At 61.5% G+C, this 17113-nt stretch carries 18 protein-coding genes; 3 read left to right on the top strand and 15 right to left on the bottom strand.

Annotation, left to right across the window (positions count from 1 at the left end; translation table 11 throughout):
- Nucleotides 1–6: 6 nt before the first annotated feature.
- Genes sdhA through sdhC form a run of 3 tightly spaced genes read right to left on the bottom strand, consistent with a single transcriptional unit; the run spans nt 7 to nt 2504 of the window.
- The gene (sdhA, locus tag ACYF6X_RS14460; protein WP_063991113.1) at nt 7–1773 is read right to left on the bottom strand and encodes a succinate dehydrogenase flavoprotein subunit; all 1767 of its coding nucleotides are present in this window, start codon (nt 1771–1773) and stop codon (nt 7–9) included.
- Entirely contained in the window at nt 1774–2121 is a 348-nt protein-coding gene (gene sdhD / locus ACYF6X_RS14465) for a succinate dehydrogenase membrane anchor subunit (protein ID WP_004939891.1), read from the bottom strand.
- Nucleotides 2115–2504, bottom strand: coding sequence for a succinate dehydrogenase cytochrome b556 subunit (sdhC, locus tag ACYF6X_RS14470; RefSeq protein WP_004939893.1), 390 nt, complete (start codon nt 2502–2504; stop codon nt 2115–2117). Before sdhC ends, sdhD begins: the two co-directional genes overlap by 7 nt.
- Before the next feature lie 730 nt (nt 2505–3234).
- Here sdhC and ACYF6X_RS14475 point away from each other — a divergent pair.
- A complete protein-coding gene (locus tag ACYF6X_RS14475) occupies nt 3235–4527 on the top strand; it encodes a citrate synthase (protein ID WP_016928730.1) in 1293 nt (430 codons plus the stop codon).
- A gap of 58 nt (nt 4528–4585) precedes the next feature.
- On the opposite strand, the gene nei is transcribed toward ACYF6X_RS14475, so the two are convergent.
- The 12 genes from nei to ACYF6X_RS14535 all read right to left on the bottom strand — a co-directional run bounded on the left by nei (nt 4586) and on the right by ACYF6X_RS14535 (nt 14875).
- Complete coding sequence (gene nei / locus ACYF6X_RS14480) at nt 4586–5377, bottom strand: endonuclease VIII (protein ID WP_130018776.1); 792 nt, start codon at nt 5375–5377, stop codon at nt 4586–4588.
- Nucleotides 5378–5430: 53 nt separating this feature from the next.
- The gene (gene pcp / locus ACYF6X_RS14485; RefSeq protein ID WP_033655163.1) at nt 5431–6075 is read right to left on the bottom strand and encodes a pyroglutamyl-peptidase I; all 645 of its coding nucleotides are present in this window, start codon (nt 6073–6075) and stop codon (nt 5431–5433) included.
- An 8-nt stretch (nt 6076–6083) separates the two neighbouring features.
- Nucleotides 6084–7103 (bottom strand): DUF979 domain-containing protein, encoded by a 1020-nt coding sequence (locus tag ACYF6X_RS14490; RefSeq protein WP_406880099.1) that lies wholly within the window; start codon nt 7101–7103, stop codon nt 6084–6086.
- The gene (locus ACYF6X_RS14495) at nt 7100–7831 is read right to left on the bottom strand and encodes a DUF969 domain-containing protein (RefSeq protein WP_063991110.1); all 732 of its coding nucleotides are present in this window, start codon (nt 7829–7831) and stop codon (nt 7100–7102) included. The genes ACYF6X_RS14490 and ACYF6X_RS14495 overlap by 4 nt, the downstream gene beginning before the upstream one ends.
- A 54-nt stretch (nt 7832–7885) precedes the next feature.
- A complete protein-coding gene (gene pxpA / locus ACYF6X_RS14500; RefSeq protein ID WP_025301876.1) occupies nt 7886–8626 on the bottom strand; it encodes a 5-oxoprolinase subunit PxpA in 741 nt (246 codons plus the stop codon).
- Nucleotides 8616–9548 (bottom strand): 5-oxoprolinase subunit PxpC, encoded by a 933-nt coding sequence (gene pxpC / locus ACYF6X_RS14505; protein WP_406880100.1) that lies wholly within the window; start codon nt 9546–9548, stop codon nt 8616–8618. Before pxpC ends, pxpA begins: the two co-directional genes overlap by 11 nt.
- On the bottom strand, nt 9542–10198 hold the full coding sequence (pxpB, locus tag ACYF6X_RS14510; RefSeq protein WP_071845083.1) for a 5-oxoprolinase subunit PxpB: 657 nt from the start codon (nt 10196–10198) through the stop codon (nt 9542–9544). Before pxpB ends, pxpC begins: the two co-directional genes overlap by 7 nt.
- A 158-nt stretch (nt 10199–10356) precedes the next feature.
- On the bottom strand, nt 10357–11100 hold the full coding sequence (locus tag ACYF6X_RS14515; protein WP_130018775.1) for a type 2 GTP cyclohydrolase I: 744 nt from the start codon (nt 11098–11100) through the stop codon (nt 10357–10359).
- A gap of 18 nt (nt 11101–11118) precedes the next feature.
- The gene (locus ACYF6X_RS14520; protein ID WP_130018774.1) at nt 11119–12099 is read right to left on the bottom strand and encodes an MBL fold metallo-hydrolase; all 981 of its coding nucleotides are present in this window, start codon (nt 12097–12099) and stop codon (nt 11119–11121) included.
- Nucleotides 12100–12121: 22 nt separating this feature from the next.
- Nucleotides 12122–13552, bottom strand: coding sequence for a deoxyribodipyrimidine photo-lyase (gene phrB, locus ACYF6X_RS14525; RefSeq protein ID WP_130018773.1), 1431 nt, complete (start codon nt 13550–13552; stop codon nt 12122–12124).
- A gap of 15 nt (nt 13553–13567) precedes the next feature.
- Nucleotides 13568–14524 (bottom strand): YbgA family protein, encoded by a 957-nt coding sequence (locus tag ACYF6X_RS14530; protein ID WP_033647169.1) that lies wholly within the window; start codon nt 14522–14524, stop codon nt 13568–13570.
- A 141-nt stretch (nt 14525–14665) separates the two neighbouring features.
- A complete protein-coding gene (locus ACYF6X_RS14535) occupies nt 14666–14875 on the bottom strand; it encodes a YbfA family protein (protein ID WP_004939916.1) in 210 nt (69 codons plus the stop codon).
- 440 nt (nt 14876–15315) lie between these two features.
- Here ACYF6X_RS14535 and ACYF6X_RS14540 point away from each other — a divergent pair, with 440 nt between their 5' ends.
- Nucleotides 15316–15405, top strand: coding sequence for a K(+)-transporting ATPase subunit F (locus ACYF6X_RS14540; RefSeq protein WP_016928742.1), 90 nt, complete (start codon nt 15316–15318; stop codon nt 15403–15405).
- Complete coding sequence (gene kdpA / locus ACYF6X_RS14545) at nt 15405–17093, top strand: potassium-transporting ATPase subunit KdpA (protein ID WP_130018772.1); 1689 nt, start codon at nt 15405–15407, stop codon at nt 17091–17093. The genes ACYF6X_RS14540 and kdpA overlap by 1 nt, the downstream gene beginning before the upstream one ends.
- Nucleotides 17094–17113 lie beyond the last annotated feature (20 nt).

The raw sequence follows: 17113 nt of genomic DNA on the forward strand, positions 1-17113 counted from the left end.
CCGCAATTAGTAAGAACGCACTTTCGGCGGGAATGCCGGGCGCAGCTTCGGTTGCATGTTCACTTCACGACGCGTCATGCTTTCCGATTGCGGCAGATACAGCGAATGGCACAGCCAGTTGGCGTCATCGCGTTCCGGGTAGTCGAAGCGGCTGTGTGCGCCACGGCTCTCGGTACGGAAGTTGGCCGACACGGCGGTGGAATACGCGGTCTCCATCAGGTTATCCAACTCCAGGCATTCGATGCGCTGGGTGTTGAACTCGCTGGAGGTATCGTCCAGGCGTGCGTTCTTCAGACGTTCACGGATCACTTTCAGTTCTTCCAGGCCCTTGGCCATCGCATCACCTTCGCGGAATACCGAGAAGTTGTGCTGCATGCAAGACTGCAGCGCTTTGCGAATTTCGACAGGGTCTTCGCCGGAACGGGTGTTGTTCCAACGGTTCAGACGGTCCAGCGAGGCTTCCACGTCGGAGTCGCTGGCGTCACGGCTCTCGCCCTGCTCTTCCAGCGATTCCTGCAGGTGCATGCCGGCGGAACGGCCGAACACCACCAGGTCGAGCAGCGAGTTGCCGCCCAAGCGGTTGGCGCCGTGCACCGATACGCAGGCGATTTCCCCCACGGCGAACAGCCCCGGGATCACCACGTCTTCGCCTTTCTCGTTCACGGTCAGCGCCTGGCCGGTCACTTTGGTCGGAATGCCGCCCATCATATAGTGACAGGTTGGGATAACCGGGATCGGCTCTTTCACCGGATCGACGTGCGCGAAGGTGCGGGACAGTTCCAGAATGCCCGGCAGACGGGATTCCAGCACGTCTTTACCCAGGTGATCCAGCTTCAGCTTGGCGTGCGGGCCCCAAGGGCCGTCGCAGCCGCGGCCTTCGCGGATTTCGATCATGATCGAACGGGCAACCACGTCGCGGCCCGCCAGATCTTTGGCGTTCGGCGCATAACGCTCCATGAAGCGCTCGCCGTGTTTGTTCAGCAGGTAACCGCCTTCGCCGCGGCAGCCTTCGGTCACCAGCACGCCCGCGCCGGCGATGCCGGTCGGGTGGAACTGCCACATTTCCATGTCCTGCACCGGCACGCCGGCGCGCAGCGCCATGCCGACACCGTCGCCGGTGTTGATGTGGGCGTTGGTGGTGGACTGATAAATACGGCCTGCGCCGCCGGTCGCCAGCACGGTGGCCTTGGCTTTGAAGTAAACCACTTCACCGGTTTCGATGCAGATAGCCGTGGTGCCGACCACCGCGCCGTCCTGGTTTTTCACCAGATCAAGCGCATACCACTCGGAGAAGATGGTGGTGTGGTTTTTCAGGTTCTGTTGGTACAGGGTGTGCAGCAGCGCGTGGCCGGTACGGTCAGCTGCGGCTGCGGTACGCGCCGCCTGCTCGCCGCCGAAGTTCAGCGATTGGCCGCCGAACGGGCGCTGATAGATGCGGCCGTCGTCCAGACGAGAGAACGGCAGGCCCATGTGTTCCAGTTCCAGAATCGCTTCCGGGCCGGTTTTACACATATATTCGATGGCGTCCTGGTCACCGATATAGTCGGAACCTTTCACCGTGTCGTACATATGCCATTCCCAGTTGTCCTCGTGGCTGTTGCCCAGCGCGACGGTGATGCCGCCCTGTGCGGACACGGTATGGGAACGGGTCGGGAAAACTTTGGACAGCAGAGCACAGGTCGAGCCCGCTTGGGAAATTTGCAGCGCGGCACGCATGCCCGCACCGCCGGCGCCGATTACGACGGCATCAAACTCTCTGACTGGCAGTTTCATTTAAGCACCCCACACTACGATTGTTCCGTACAGTAAATAGACCAGTAACGCGACCACGACAGCCAGCTGCAACACCAGGCGAACCGCCAGCGGCTTGACGTAGTCCGTCAGCACCTGCCACAGCCCGATCCAGGCGTGCACCAGAATCGACAGCAAGGTCAGCAGAGTGAACACTTTCGTAATGGAAGTGGCGAAGAAACCGCGCCAGATGTCATAAGTGAGTTCCGGGGCCGTGACGAAAAAGCCCAGGATATACAGGACGTACAGGGTGATGATGATAGCGGAAGCGCGCAGCAGCAGCCAATCGTGCACGCCGTTGCGCCCTAATGCAGAAACGTTGTTTACCATACGAGGACTCCAGCCAGAACTGACAGCACGACGGTCAGACCGATCGCCACCTGGGCGGAACGGGTACCGGCGGCCAAACTCTCTTCGATGTAGCCAAAATCCATTAACAAGTGACGGATGCCACCGCAAATGTGATAGGCCAGCGCCGTGAGGATGCCCCAGAATATGAATTTGACGATGAAGCTATTCATGATGGCGGCCGCCTGCAGGAACCCCTCTTGGGAAGAGAGTGACAGGCCCAGCAGCCAGAGGAGGATACCCACGGCAACGAAGGTAATTACGCCAGAGACTCGGTGTAAGATAGACGCTATCGCAGTTACAGGGAACCGGATCGTTTGCAGATCCAAGTTGACAGGTCGTTGTTTTTTCACGTATTTGCCCACACAGCTCTTATTATTTTCCTTCCTCCGGGCCTGGGCGGGGATCAGACAGCGTTAAGAGCCTAAAACCCTTACACGTCACGCGCTCAAACATCAACATCCTCTGTGCTCAAACGGCGCGCATTTATAACGCTGGGTGCTCCTACTTCAGGGTAATCCGGAGACCTGGCGGCAGTATAGGAGGATCACATTCTGATTACAATTCTCATACAACCGCTTTGATAACATTTCCCCCGAACAGTGATTCAGATCACGGATTTCACAATTAGTGCAAAATTAATTATCTGATTTGACAAGAGATCAACATTTCCATTACATATAGGGGCACAAACGGTCCTATGATGCGCTATGGGTCAGCAGATACACTTCCCCCCGGGTTCGAGTTATGCAACAGTGTATTTGACGAACCTATCCCAATAGCCGTTGTTTCCCGCTCGATTTTGCCGGCGTCAAAAAGCAAATAAAGCAAATAAAAACAGATTATTGGGATAGGTTCACATCTCTTCGAACAGCTCATAGGTAAGATTAACAGACTATAACGAATTACTATGAATCGTTAACAACTGGTCACCCGTCTCGTTCGCCTGGTCAGCACTCTGTACCCTACCCGCGCACAGTTGCGCAGTCGCTCACAGAGTTAGCGTCCGCACCATTTTTTTGCGGGCAACCTGCAGAGATTTAAGGTATTTCAGTTGTTAGTGGTTTTTAAAATAAGGCGCTAAGGAGACAGTAAATGACTGATAAGAAAGCGACGCTAACCATTAACGACAGCGAAGCTCCGATCGAACTGGGCGTATTGACACCGACACTGGGCCCTGATGTCCTCGATGTCCGCGCTCTGGGTTCCAAAGGTTATTTCACATTTGATCCCGGCTTTACCTCCACCGCTTCTTGCGAATCCAAGATTACCTTCATCGACGGCGACAAAGGCGTGCTGCTGCACCGCGGCTTCCCTATCGAGCAACTGGCGAAAGAATCTTCCTATCTGGAAGTGTGCTACATCCTGCTGTACGGCGAGACCCCAACGCCGGAAGAGTTCGAGACCTTCAAGACGACCGTCACCCGCCACACCATGATCCACGACCAGATCACCCATCTGTTCCGTGGCTTCCGTCGCGACTCGCACCCGATGGCGGTGCTGTGCGGCGTGACCGGCGCGCTGGCGGCGTTCTACCATGATGCGCTGGACGTCAACAACGAGCGTCACCGTGAAATCACCGCGTTCCGCCTGCTGTCCAAAATGCCGACAGTGGCCGCGATGTGCTACAAATATTCCCTGGGCCAGCCGTTCGTTTACCCGCGCAACGATCTGTCCTATGCCGGCAACTTCCTGCACATGATGTTCGCTACCCCGTGCGAAGAGTACGTGGTGAACCCGGTACTGGAACGCGCTATGGACCGCATTCTGATCCTGCACGCCGACCATGAGCAGAACGCCTCTACCTCGACCGTGCGCACCGCCGGCTCTTCCGGCGCCAACCCGTTCGCCTGCATCGCGGCCGGTATCGCCTCCCTGTGGGGACCGGCGCACGGCGGCGCCAACGAAGCGGCGCTGAAAATGCTGGAAGAGATCAAGACCGTCGAGCACATTCCGGAATTCATCAAGCGCGCCAAGGACAAGAACGACTCCTTCCGCCTGATGGGCTTCGGCCACCGCGTGTACAAGAACTACGATCCGCGCGCCACCGTGATGCGCGAAACCTGTCACGAAGTGCTGAAAGAGCTGAACAAGAAGGACGACAATCTGCTGCAGGTCGCGATGGAGCTGGAACACATCGCGCTGAACGACCCGTACTTCATCGAGAAGAAACTGTACCCGAACGTCGACTTCTACTCCGGCATCATCCTGAAGGCGATGGGCATTCCTTCTTCCATGTTCACCGTGATCTTCGCCATCGCGCGCACCATCGGCTGGATCGCCCACTGGAACGAAATGCACGACGAAGGCATCAAAATTGCCCGTCCGCGTCAGCTGTACACCGGCTATGCCGAGCGTGATTTCAAATCCCAGCTGAAAAACAAGTAAGCCGCTTTCCCGGCTGAAACCGCACAGCGCCGCCCCTTCGGGCGGCGCTTTTTTTTGGTTATCTCTGGCAGCCCGGGCACCAATAAAACGGCCGCGACGACAGTTCGGTACGCACGATCATCCCACCGCAGCGTTCGCAGGGCTCGCCGCTGCGATGAAATACCTTGAAGCGAAACAGCGCGCCGTGATGCCGGTTGTCATCCGCCTGCCCGCGCGTCTGGTAGGAAAGGCGCGGCACCGCCAGCAATGCCTCCGCCAGGCGGCGCAGCGCTTCTGGCGTCAGATCCTGCGGTTTGTGCTGCGGCGCCAGTTCGGCCTGCCACAGGATTTCGGCGCGCAGATAATTGCCCAATCCGGCAAGAAACGCCTGGTCGAGCAGCATGCCCCCCAGCTGCCTGCGGCGAAAACGCGGCGTCAGCAACCGCTCCGCCACATCGTCTACCGTCAGCGACATGTCCAACACGTCAGGGCCGATGCGTTGCAAAAACGGGTGTTGCTCTATTTCCACGCGCGGCCCGACGGTAATGTCGGAAGCGCTGTAGAGCAATATCGCGCTGCGGGCGGTTTCCAGCCGCACCCGCAGATCGCGCTTGGTCTCCGGCGTCTCCCCTGCCGCCGCCACTTTCCACACGCCGTACAGCTGGTTATGGCTGTACATTGTCAGCCCATTGGAGAAATGGGTCAGCAGCGCCTTGCCGCGCGGCTCAATGGCGACGATACGCTCGCCGAGCAGACGCTGGCGATAGTGTTTCAGCTGGGGAAAAGCGAAATCGACGGCGGTCAGCGGCTGATCGATCACCGCCGCCGCCAGTTTGTCCGCCGCCCGGCGAATCTCCGGTCCTTCCGGCATAGACCACTCCTTGCATAGACCCGGCGCAGCCCGATGCGCCGGGGATGACATGATTAATGTGTCGCGCCGCCCACCACTTTCAGATCGTGTTCCACCTGCAAAGCGATGGAAACGGCCAACTCCAATGCAAACAGCACCGTCGAGGCCGCCATGCTCGGCGCACCGGGGTGTGCCGCCGCCTGTTCCGGCAGGTACGGGATATGGATAAACCCGCCCTTGACCTCGCGCTGGCCGCTCAAACGGTGCAGCAGGCCATACATGACATGGTTGCACACATAGGTGCCGGCAGTCTGCGAAACGGCGGCCGGAATGCCGGCCTCGCGCATCGAACTGACCATCGCTTTAATCGGCAAGGTACTGAAATAGGCCGCCGGACCGCCGGCGACGATCGGCTCGTCCACCGGTTGCTGCCCCTGATTGTCGGGGATACGCGCGTCGTCGACGTTGATCGCCACCCGTTCAATCGTGATGTCGGTACGGCCGCCGGCCTGGCCGATAGCCAGCACCATCACCGGCTGCACCTCGTCGATCGCCGCATTGAGCGCGTCCAGCGCCGCGCCGAACACGCACGGCAGCTGGCGCGCCACGATGCGCGTGCCGACCAGCTCCATATCATTGAGCTGCTTCACCACTTCCCAGGAGGGATTGAGGCGCTCGCCGCCAAACGGCTCAAAGCCGGTAATCAATACTTTTTGCATCCTTACTCCTACAGGAACATCAGGAAATACAGCAGGAACACGTTAACCAACAGCAGCAGCACGCCGGTCGGCACCTGTGCCTTGATCACCGCATTCTTGTCCGGCAGCTCCAGCAGCGCCGCCGGCACGATGTTGAAGTTCGCCGCCATCGGCGTCATCAGGGTGCCGCAATAGCCGGAGAACATGCCGATCGCCGCCATCACCGCCGGGTTACCGCCGTGTTGCAGCACCAGGATCGGAATGCCGATACCGGCGGTAACGATCGGGAAAGCGGCGAAGGCGTTGCCCATCACCATGGTCAGCACCGCCATACCGATAGCGTAGACTGCCACGGCGATAAAGCGGTTATCGACCGCCAGATACTCCTGGGTCAAATGCGAGATCGCGGTGCCGACGCCCGCGACGGTAAACAGCAGCCCCAACGTGGCGAGGAGCTGCGGCAGAATGAACGCCCAGCCGATCGAATCCAGCAAACGCCGCGCTTCCTGCACCGGCTGCAGCGCCTTCTCGTGGGTCATTTTCACCGCGATCGCCAGGCCAATCAGGCAACCAACGGTCATCGAGAACAGGGTGATCAGCGTCGCGTGGTTGCCGCTGCCGAACACCGCGCTTTGCAATGCCGGCACGTTGTTGAACAGCAGCACGCCGATCACCGTCACCACCGGGATCGCCAGAGCGGGGATAAACAGCTTGTTGCCCAGGCGCTTGGCGCTGGCCTCGCGCTCCTGCGGCGTCCGCTGGTGATAGCTGCCGAGGCGCACGCCGCCGAAGCCGGCAATCAGGGCCATCACCACCACCACCCCGCCAACGATGATATGCAGCACGCGTTTTTCGTTGCTGCCCTCGCCCAGCACGTCGCCCAACAGGCGGTAAGTCCAGTCGCCGACCAGGAACACCAGGCCGTACAGCCCCCAAAACAGCCCGGTGGTGATGCGGCGCGGGTTGGCGCGATCGCGGAAGGACATCACCGCCACAATCAGCAGCACCGCACCGGCCAGCCAGTAGAGGTATTGTTGCTGGAAGTTCATCGTGCCTCCCCCTTCGCCTGCAGCGCCGCCTGATTCAGCTGCGCCAGCTCAGCGCTCAGCCGTTTATCCATTCGATACAGCCGGAACGCGTGGATCAGGAAAGCGAAAATCGCGGTCGGAATGCCCCACAGCGCAATATGCAGCGGCTCGGTCTGAATGCCGCCGGACTCCAGCATAAAGTTGTGCATGAAGATGATCGCGCCGAAGGCCACGAAGATATCTTCGCCGAAGAACAGCCCGACGTTGTCGGTCGCGGCCGACATGGCGCGCAGACGGTGGCGCGTGCGCTCCGGCAGCTCGCCGTAGCGGTTTTCCGTCGCCCCTTCCGCCATCGGCGCCAGCAGCGGCCGCACCATCTGCGGATGCCCGCCCAGGCTGGTCAGTCCCATCGCCGCGGTAATCTCGCGCACGAACAGGTACACGATCAGCAAACGGCCGGCAGTGGCGCTTTTGATCTTGGCGATCCACGCCTGCGCCCGCTCTTTCAGCCCGTGGCGTTCCAGCAGGCCAATCACCGCCAGCGGCAGCAGCAGGATCAGCGGCAGGTTACGGGTGTTGAGAAAGCCCTCGCCGAGCTTTTCCAGAATGACGTCCAGCGGCATCAGCGCCGCCAAACCGGTGATGATGCCGGCGGCGATCACCACCAGCACCGGGTTGAAACGCAATACAAATCCGACCACGATGGCGGCGATGCCAATCAGTGGCCAGAGATTCACGGCCTGTTCCATAGTCTTCCCTCGATATTTTCTAATAGTTTTTTGCTTGTGATGTTGTGTCTTGCTTTACTGCTCCGCGCTGACGCGGATCCCCTGCTGAACAAAACTGTCCCGCAGCTTGCGCGCATACGCCAGCGCATGCTCGCCGTCCCCATGCAGGCAGACGGTTTCCGCCTGAACGGCGGCCCAGACGCCATCCACGCTGCGCACCCGGTGATGGCGCACCATCTCCAGGGTTTGCGCCAGCGCCTGTTCGTCATCTTCGATCAACGCCCCCGGCAAACCGCGCGGCACCAGCGTGCCGTCGGCCTGATACCCGCGATCGGCGAATACCTCCTGCCGGGTGGTCAGACCGAGTTTTTCCCCGGCGCGGATCAGCTCACTGCCGGCCAGCCCCACCAGCCGCAGTGCCGGATCGACCGCCTGCACCGCCCGGGCGATCGCTTCCGCCAGCGCCGGCTCAACCGCCGCCTGGTTGTACAGCATGCCGTGCGGCTTAACGTGCACCATCACCCCGCCCTCGGCGCGGGCGATGGCCGCCAGCGCCCCGAGCTGATACACCACCTGTGCGTACACCGTTTCCGGCGGCAGCTGCATGCGGGTGCGGCCGAAGTTCTCCCGATCGGGAAAACTCGGGTGGGCGCCGATCGCCACGCCGTACTGCAATGCCCAGCGCACCGACTGACGCATGGTCTGCGCATCGCCGGCGTGAAAGCCGCAGGCGATGTTGGCCGAGCTCACCAATTGCAACAGCGCCTGGTCGTTGGCGCAGCCTTCGCCGAGATCGGCGTTCAAATCAACGATCATGTAACCCCCAGGCAATCTGTCGAAGGAAGAGATCCTGCTCAGCCTTGGCGCGCTGCGCCTCCGTCAGTGAGCAGAGAACGAAGTGGATCGGTTCGCCGAGACGGATCTGCGCCAAGTGGTAGAGATCGGCCTCGATCACGCAGGCGATACGCGGGTAACCGCCGGTGGTTTGCGCATCGGCCATCAGCACGATCGGCTGGCCGTTGTGCGGCACCTGCACCACGCCGGGCAGCAGGCCGTGCGACAACATCTCGCGATCGGTGGTGCGCTCCAGCGGCGTGCCGCCGTGCAGACGGTAGCCCATACGGTTGCTCTGCGGGCTGAGCGGCCAAGCGGTGCGCCAGAACGTGTCCTGCGCCTCTTCGCTGAATTCGGCGTACTCCGGCCCCGGCAGCGCGCGGATGCGGTTGGTGAACAGCAGCTGCTTCACGCCACAGCGGTGTTGCGGCAGCGCGGTGGATTTACCCAGCGGCAGCCGATCGCCATCCTTCAGGTTACGGCCTTCGTGGCCGCCAAAGGCGGCTTTCATATCGGTGCTGCACGAGCCCAGCATTTCCGGCACGGCGATGCCGCCCGAGATCGCCAGGTAGCTGCGCATGCCGCGTTTCGGTGTGCCCAGCGCCAACCGCTGCCCCTTTTTCACCGGGTAGCGCCAGCCGGTCCACAGCGGCTTGCCGTCCAACTGCGCGTCGCAGCCGGCGCCGGTCAGGGCGATCCAGCCAGGGCGAGTAAACTCGGCGCTGAACTGGCCGAGGGTGATCTCCAGCCCGGCGGCCTCAGGCGCATTGCCCACCAGCAGGTTAGCGATCTTCAACGCCGGTTGATCCAGCGCCCCGCCGGTGCTGATGCCCAGGCGGCGGAATCCCTCGCGGCCCAAATCCTGCACCGTGGTATAGATGCCGGCACGCAGAATAATCAGCATACGCCCTCCTTCTGCGGCACGAAGCGCACGTTATCGCCCGGGCGCAGCAGCGTCGGCGGCATTTCATGCGGATTGAACAGCGCCAGCGGCGTGCGGCCGATCAGCTGCCAGCCGCCGGGCGTCACCAGCGGATAGATGCCGGTCTGGCCGCCGCCGATGCCGACGGAGCCGGCCGCCACCGCCAGACGCGGCTCAGCGCGGCGCGGCGTCGCCAGCTGTTCCGGCATGCCGCCCAAATAGGAGAAGCCCGGCTGAAAGCCGAGGAAATAGACCACGTAGGCTGCCGCCGCGTGGCATTCCACTACCTGCCGCGGCGTCATGCCGGTATGGCGCGCCACGTCATCCAGATCGGGGCCTTGCTCCCCGCCGTAGACCACCGGAATATCCACCTGGCGCGATTCCGGCGTCAGGCTCTCTTTGCTTTCCCAACCTTGCTGCAGCAATGCGAGCATCGCTTCGGCGTCGGCCTGCGGCGTATGCAGCAACAGCGTCAGGTTATTCATCCCCGGCACCACTTCCCGCACGTCGGGGTGGTGATTCAGCTTTTCCGCCAGCGCCCAGATGCGCTGCTGGCTCGGTAAGGTCACCGGCGGCGACAGTTCAAGCACTACCGCTCTTTCACCCAACAGGTAATAACGTGCTTGTTGCACCCTTATTCTCCTTATTATTATCGCGATGAAAAACACACCAGTTATGCGTGACGCGGCCCCGGCTGTCAATAGAACGCAACCATAAGGAAAATAAGGAAATAGCGCGGTAAAAGGATTCAGCCGGCGCACAGGCCGGCTGGATCCGGGGAAGAAAAAAATCAGGCGGGATTCGGGATATCGATAAAGGTCACATCAAAGCCGTGGTGCTGCGCCAGCCAGTCGCCCAGCGCCTTCACGCCGCCGCGCTCGGTGGCGTGGTGGCCGGCGGCGAAGAAATGCACGCCCATTTCGCGCGCGCTGTGAATGGTCTGCTCAGACACTTCACCGCTGATGAACGCATCGACGCCGAAGCGCGCCGCGCTGTCGATAAAACCCTGGCCGCCACCGGTGCACCAGGCCACCCGGCGAATGTGCTCAGGCGCGTTATCGCCGCAGTGCAGCACCGCGCGCCCCAGCCGGCTCTCGATACGCTGCTGCAGCGCTTCGCCGGTCAGCGGCTGTTCAAATTCGCCGTGCGGCACCAGCGGCTCGACGTCGCCAATCACCCGAATGCCCAGCGCCTGCGCCAGCTGCGCGTTGTTGCCCAGCACCGGATGCGCGTCCAGCGGCAGGTGGTAGCCGTACAGGTTGATATCGTGGGTCAGCAGCGTTTTCAGGCGGTTGCGCTTCATGCCGCGCACCGTCGGCGCCTCGTTTTTCCAGAAATAGCCGTGGTGCACGATAATCGCGTCGGCCTGATGCGCCACCGCGGCGTCCAGCAGCGCCTGACAGGCGGTGACGCCGGTCACGATGCGCTGCACGTGCGGGCGGCCTTCTACCTGCAATCCGTTGGGGGCGTAGTCCTGAAACGCCGCGGCGTTCAGTTCCGTGTTGATCAGTTGTTCCAGATCGAGGTTACGCATTCTCTTCTCTCTTCATAGTCAAAATGTCCGCCGGTCGCCCTGCGCCATCAGGATGAATTTCACGCCCAGATCATTGCCCTGCGCCAGCTGCTGCGCAATGGCGGCGCGCGTGTCTTCGCCCTGTTTCAGGCTGGGCTTGATGTGGCTGATCACCACCGGCAAACCGTTCAGCGAGCCATCGCCGCCGCTGTACTGCGTCAGGTTCTTCAGCTCCTTCAGCAGCCAGGCCGGCGTCAAATGGCCGTACAGATGTTTATCTTCCACCCCGTTAGGGTAAGAGGTTTCAATAATCATGCCTTTGAGCTTCTTCTGCTCGACAAGCGGCCCCAGCGCGCGCCAGACGGTATCGAGATCGCGCGACTGCTCCACCTTGTCCGGCCCGGTATCGCCGAAGTAGGCGAAGAACTCGTTGCCGTTGGAAATCAGCAGCATCGACGACGGATAGCGATCGTGGCTGAGCGGGTACATCACGCCGGTCAACCCGGTCAGGCCGAGGGTAAACCGCTGCTGCGGCCGCACCGTTTGCAGCCGGTAAGTGCCCAGCCGCGAGCCGTTGCCGGCATCGGTAAAGTTCGGCCACGCCTTCCAGTTGAAGTAGTGATTACGCAGGGTCAGTACGGTGTCCGCCTGGGCGTAAACGGTTTTTTTATTGTCCTCGGGCGAGCCGACGATCAGCCCCGCCACATGGTCCAGATGACCGTGGCTGATAAAGTAGCTGCCGATCAACTGCCGGAACACATAGCCCTGCGGCGTGTAAGGCGCGGCCAGCTCGGGCGTCACCTGCGGGAAGCTGCCCTTCTCCAGCCCTTTGGCGATGCCCGGCAGCAGCGAACCGGCGTCCAGCGCCACATACCGTGGCTGATTGTCGCTGCGGATCAGGTAGGAGGTCAGGTTGCCGTCGCTGACGCCGCCGTCGACGCCGAGCGCCACCACGTCAAAGCCGGCGATCACCAGCGCCGAATAGCCGCTCAGGCACAGGGCCAGCACCTTTTTCATCATTGCATCGCTCCTTGCAGTTGCCTCAAGACTCTCCCCGTTTTGCCGCCTCGAACGCCGCCAACGTCTCCAGGCGGGCTTGCTTATGGTCGACGATCGGCAGCGGGTAGTTCAGCGTGCATCGCTGCTTTTCCGCCCAGCGATGGGGATGATGGATGTCATTGTCAGGCACATCCGCCAGTTCCGGCAACCATTTACGGATAAAAGTGCCTTGTGGATCAAAACGTTCACCCTGAGTCGTCGGGTTGAAGATGCGGAAATACGGCGCGGCGTCGGTGCCGGTGGAGGCCGCCCACTGCCAGCCGCCGTTGTTGGCCGCCAGATCCCCATCCAGCAGTTGCGACATGAAATAGCGCTCCCCGGCGCGCCAGTCGATCAGCAGATCCTTCACCAGAAAACTGGCGCTGATCATGCGCAGCCGATTGTGCATCCAGCCGGTGGCATTCAGCTGGCGCATGGCGGCATCGACGATCGGGTAGCCGGTCTCACCCCGCTGCCAGGCCTGCAGCTTCACCACGTCATCGCACCAGCGCACTTTGTCCGTCCAGGCGATAAACGGCCGATGGCGGCACAGATCGGGATAGGCCACCAGCAGATGGCGATAGAACTCGCGCCAAATCAGCTCGTTGAGCCAGGCGAAGGCACCGCTTTCGCGATCTTCCAGCAGCTGCGGGCATTCGGCGCGCAGGCGATTGAAGCACTGGCGCGGCGACAGCACGCCGATCGCCAGATAAGGCGACAGGCTGCTGGTGCCGGCGAGGGCCGGCAGATCGCGCTGCCGGAGGTAATCCTGCACCTGCTCGCGGCAAAAGGCGCGCAGCCGCTGCAACGCGGCCTCCTCGCCGGCGGGATAGCCATCCCCAGTCTCCGCCGTGGGGTAATCGAACGCCGCCGGCGCCTCAGGCGCAGGCAACGCGCCACCGGCGCGGATCTTCGGCGCCGGCAGGCAACTCACGTCGGACTCGGTCAGGCGCTGAAGAAAGGCGTTGCGAAACGGCGTATAGACCTTGTACATCTCGCCGCCGCCGGTGAGCACGCTGCCCGGCGGCAACAGCAGGCTGTCATCGAAACCGTGGCACCTCACCCGGCCGCTCAACCGCTGTTCCAGCCTCGCATCGCGCCGCCGTTCGTTCAGTTCGTATTGGCAATTGTAAAACAGCGCATCCACCTGCTCTCGCTCGCAATAGTCCGCCAGCCAGTCAATCGACGCGGCAAAGTCCGCACAGGAATGGCAATGCAGTGCAATGCCCTTGTGCGCCAACGCTTGCTGCACCGCCTGCAGGCTGGCGTGGATCAGCGCCGCCTGCCGCGGCGCCATCTCATGTTGCCGCCACTGCTGCGGGGTGGCGATAAACACCGCCAGCACCCGGGCTTCAGGATCGCTGCAGGCGGCGTGCAGTGCTTTGTTGTCGGTGATACGCAGATCGTTACGCAACCAGACCAGATGCGTGGTCATAAAACTCCTTGTCAATCAATGGCCGTAACGCAAACGCAGCGCCTCCGGATAAGGTTCGAAATAGCGTTGTTCTGCCAGATAGCGATCGGGGTATTCCGCCATGTAATGCTTGAGCAGCGCGATCGGTGCCAACAGCGGCTGCATGCCCTGCCGGTAGCGGTCGATCAGGTGCGCCAGCTCCTGACGCTGCGCCGTACTGAGTTGACGGCGGAAATAGCCCTGCACGTGCATCAACACGTTGGTGTGATTGCGGCGCGTCGCCTTGTGCGCCAACAGCGCCATCAGGCGGCTGCGGTATTCCACGGCGAAGGCCTCCAGCGAATCCCAGCGGTGAATATCGGCGACGAAGCGCCCCAGCTCGCGGTACGCCGGCTGCGAATGCGCCAGCAGCGACAGCTTGTAGCGGCTGTGAAACGCGATCAGCCCGCCGCGGGTCAGCCCCTGACGCCACAGCATGTTCAGTTCGTACAACGCGTACACCCGCTCGATAAAGTTTTCCCGCAATGCCGCATCCTGCAATCGTCCGTCCTCTTCCACCGGCAGCCACGGCATCTGGCGCAGCAGTTCGGCAGTAAACAACCCGACGCCGTTTTTACGCGAGTCCTTGCCGTTTTCGCTGTAGACCCGCACCCGCTCCAGGCCGCAGCTCGGTGACTTGGCGCAGACGATGTACCCGCACAGATGCTGCAAGGCCGCCACGCGCTGCGCGGAGAAGCCGCGCATCTCCTCGGTCAAATCCACGCCGGCGTCGTTGCTGTAGCGCATCGCCGGCCACGGCTGCGCCTGTTTCACCAGGCGCAGCGCCGGGCGCGGCGTAGGCAGGCCGATCGCCATTTCCGGGCAAACGGGCTCAAAGCGCACATAGGGCGCCAACTGCTCCACAGCAAAGGCCAGCCGCTTGTGGCCGCCGTCGAAACGCACCGCGTCGCCCAGTAAACAGGCGCTGATGCCGATAGGGATCTTGTCGCTCATACCGCTCTCCCGTGTTGTTGGCCGATGAGGAAAGTGTAGAAGAATGGCTTGCCGAATACGACCTTGCGCTTGATAGGGGCGGCTATAGGCATAAAAAAACCCCCGCCGCAGGGCGAGGGTTCTTCGTGAATCAGCAGTGGATCAGTAGAAATCGCAGGACGCCAGTTCCGCCTGCTGCAGCCAGACCGGCTTATCGCTGGTTTTTGACCAGACGCGGTGCAGGTAGCTGTAAAAACGCCCGCGATCGCTGCGGAACAGCATCACCGGCAGGGCCAAAATGCCCGCGATAACCACTGCGCTGCGGCGCAGGAGAATCCGATGCAATGAATAAGCGTGATAGGTAGTAGACATGCGAACCTCCTTAAAAACGCCTGCCGTTGATTTGTCAGGGAAAACGGCGTCGGCGTATCAAATGAACAATCGGTAATTTGGTAACTGGACAAAATTTTAGCGCACTTGATGAAAGTTTACTACTCATCCGACCACTAAATCGCACAAAAAATCGCTAATCGCCGCAGCGATCCGTAATTTTGTTACAGCCAAGTTAATTTTTAACTAAACATGGGTTACATTGTGGTTATTATCCGGTTCATTATTTCCCGCTTGCGCCCGTCCTCACTCCCCATCAGGGGCAATCTCGCCACCGGCCTGATGGTTGACACGCCCAATTTCCGCTGAAATTTCAGCCATTTTTATACTTTTTTTACACCCGCCTGCGCGATTTTTTCATCTTCTTTCTACCCCGCTCCCTACACTGCCTCTATCAAAAACAACACCTCTGGAGGTGTCCCGTGAGTTTCAGCGTTATTGGTGGTGCGCTGTTGGTCCTGCTGCTGTTGGCCTATCTGGTCTACGCCCTGTTTAACGCGGAGGATTTCTGATGGCGGCTTCAGCCTTTTTACTGATCGCCAGCTTCCTGCTGGTGCTTCTGCTGCTGGCCCGTCCGCTGGGCGGCTTTATGGCGCGCCTGATCGAAGGTGAGCCGCTGCCTGCGCTGCGCGGGGTGGAAGCCGGCGTCTGGCGCGCCTGCGGCATCCGCGCCACCGAGATGAACTGGTGGCAATACGCGCTGGCGATCCTGGCGTTCAACCTGCTCGGCCTGGCGCTGCTGTTCGCCCTGCTGATGACGCAGGGCTCGCTGCCGCTCAATCCGCAAGGCTTCCCGGGCCTCTCCTGGGATCTGGCGCTCAACACCGCCGTCAGCTTCGTCACCAACACCAACTGGCAGGCCTACAGCGGCGAAAGCGCCCTCAGCTATTTCAGCCAGATGGCCGGGCTGGCGGTGCAGAACTTCGTCTCCGCCTCCACCGGTATCGCCGTGGCCTTTGCGCTGATCCGCGCCTTTACCCGCCGCGCCGGCAAGACCGTCGGCAACGCCTGGGCCGATCTGTTCCGCATCACGCTGTATGTGCTGCTGCCGATCGCGCTGCTGATCGCCCTGTTCTTCGTCAGCCAGGGCACGCTGCAAAACTTCCTGCCTTACTTGCACGTCACCACGCTCGAAGGCGCGCAGCAGACGCTGCCGATGGGGCCGGTGGCCTCGCAGGAAGCGATCAAGATGCTCGGCACCAACGGCGGCGGCTTCTTCGGCGCCAACTCGGCGCACCCGTTCGAGAACCCGACCGTGCTGACCAACTTCGTACAGATGCTGGCCATCTTCCTGATCCCCTGCGCGCTGTGCTTCTCCTTCGGCCAGTTGGCCGGTGAAAACCGCCAGGGCCATGCGCTGATCTGGGCGATGGCGCTGATCTTCGTGGTGGCGGTGGTAGTGGTGATGGTCGCCGAACTGGCGGGCAACACGCACCTGAGCGCGCTGGGCGCCGACAGCAACATCAATATGGAAGGCAAAGAGTCGCGCTTCGGCATTCTTGCCACCAGCCTGTTCTCGGTGGTGACCACCGCCGCGTCCTGCGGGGCGGTTAACGCCATGCACGACTCTTTCACCGCGTTGGGTGGCATGGTGCCGATGTGGCTGATGCAGATCGGTGAGGTGGTGTTCGGCGGCGTCGGCTCCGGCCTGTACGGCATGCTGCTGTTCGTGCTGCTGACGGTGTTTATCGCCGGTCTGATGATTGGCCGCACCCCGGAATATCTGGGCAAGAAAATCGACGTTTACGACATGAAAATGACCGCGCTGGCGATCCTGGTCACGCCGACGCTGGTGTTGCTGGGCAGCGCGCTGGCCATCGGCACCGACGCGGGCCGCGCCGGCATCCTCAACCCGGGCGCCCACGGCTTCAGCGAAGTGCTGTACGCCCTGTCCTCCGCCGCCAACAACAACGGCAGCGCCTTCGCCGGGTTGAGCGTCAATACGCCGTTCTACAACCTGCTGTTGGCCTTCGCCATGTTTGTCGGCCGCTTCGGGGTGATCTTGCCGGTGCTGGCGATCGCCGGTTCGCTGAGCGCCAAACAACGCCAACCAGCGGGCAACGGCACCCTGCCGACCTATGGGCCGCTGTTTATCGGCCTGCTGATCGGCACCGTGCTGCTGGTGGGCGCGCTGACCTTCGTGCCGGCGCTGGCGCTGGGCCCGGTGGCCGAGCATTTGCAGCTTTGGTTGGCAAACTAACCGACGTCACAGAGAGAGAA

The organism is Serratia sp. ID 25-353 (assembly GCF_054792795.1).

Excerpts from the sequence above, each read along its gene's own strand:
- sdhA (WP_063991113.1), bottom strand. The coding sequence starts at position 1,773 with ATGAAACTGCCAGTCAGAGAGTTTGATGCCGTCGTAATCGGCGCCGGC.
- sdhD (WP_004939891.1), bottom strand. The coding sequence starts at position 2,121 with ATGGTAAACAACGTTTCTGCATTAGGGCGCAACGGCGTGCACGATTGG.
- ACYF6X_RS14475 (WP_016928730.1), top strand. The coding sequence starts at position 3,235 with ATGACTGATAAGAAAGCGACGCTAACCATTAACGACAGCGAAGCTCCG.
- nei (WP_130018776.1), bottom strand. The coding sequence starts at position 5,377 with ATGCCGGAAGGACCGGAGATTCGCCGGGCGGCGGACAAACTGGCGGCG.
- pcp (WP_033655163.1), bottom strand. The coding sequence starts at position 6,075 with ATGCAAAAAGTATTGATTACCGGCTTTGAGCCGTTTGGCGGCGAGCGC.
- ACYF6X_RS14490 (WP_406880099.1), bottom strand. The coding sequence starts at position 7,103 with ATGAACTTCCAGCAACAATACCTCTACTGGCTGGCCGGTGCGGTGCTG.
- ACYF6X_RS14495 (WP_063991110.1), bottom strand. The coding sequence starts at position 7,831 with ATGGAACAGGCCGTGAATCTCTGGCCACTGATTGGCATCGCCGCCATC.
- pxpA (WP_025301876.1), bottom strand. The coding sequence starts at position 8,626 with ATGATCGTTGATTTGAACGCCGATCTCGGCGAAGGCTGCGCCAACGAC.
- pxpC (WP_406880100.1), bottom strand. The coding sequence starts at position 9,548 with ATGCTGATTATTCTGCGTGCCGGCATCTATACCACGGTGCAGGATTTG.
- ACYF6X_RS14515 (WP_130018775.1), bottom strand. The coding sequence starts at position 11,100 with ATGCGTAACCTCGATCTGGAACAACTGATCAACACGGAACTGAACGCC.
- ACYF6X_RS14520 (WP_130018774.1), bottom strand. The coding sequence starts at position 12,099 with ATGATGAAAAAGGTGCTGGCCCTGTGCCTGAGCGGCTATTCGGCGCTG.
- phrB (WP_130018773.1), bottom strand. The coding sequence starts at position 13,552 with ATGACCACGCATCTGGTCTGGTTGCGTAACGATCTGCGTATCACCGAC.
- ACYF6X_RS14530 (WP_033647169.1), bottom strand. The coding sequence starts at position 14,524 with ATGAGCGACAAGATCCCTATCGGCATCAGCGCCTGTTTACTGGGCGAC.
- ACYF6X_RS14535 (WP_004939916.1), bottom strand. The coding sequence starts at position 14,875 with ATGTCTACTACCTATCACGCTTATTCATTGCATCGGATTCTCCTGCGC.
- kdpA (WP_130018772.1), top strand. The coding sequence starts at position 15,405 with ATGGCGGCTTCAGCCTTTTTACTGATCGCCAGCTTCCTGCTGGTGCTT.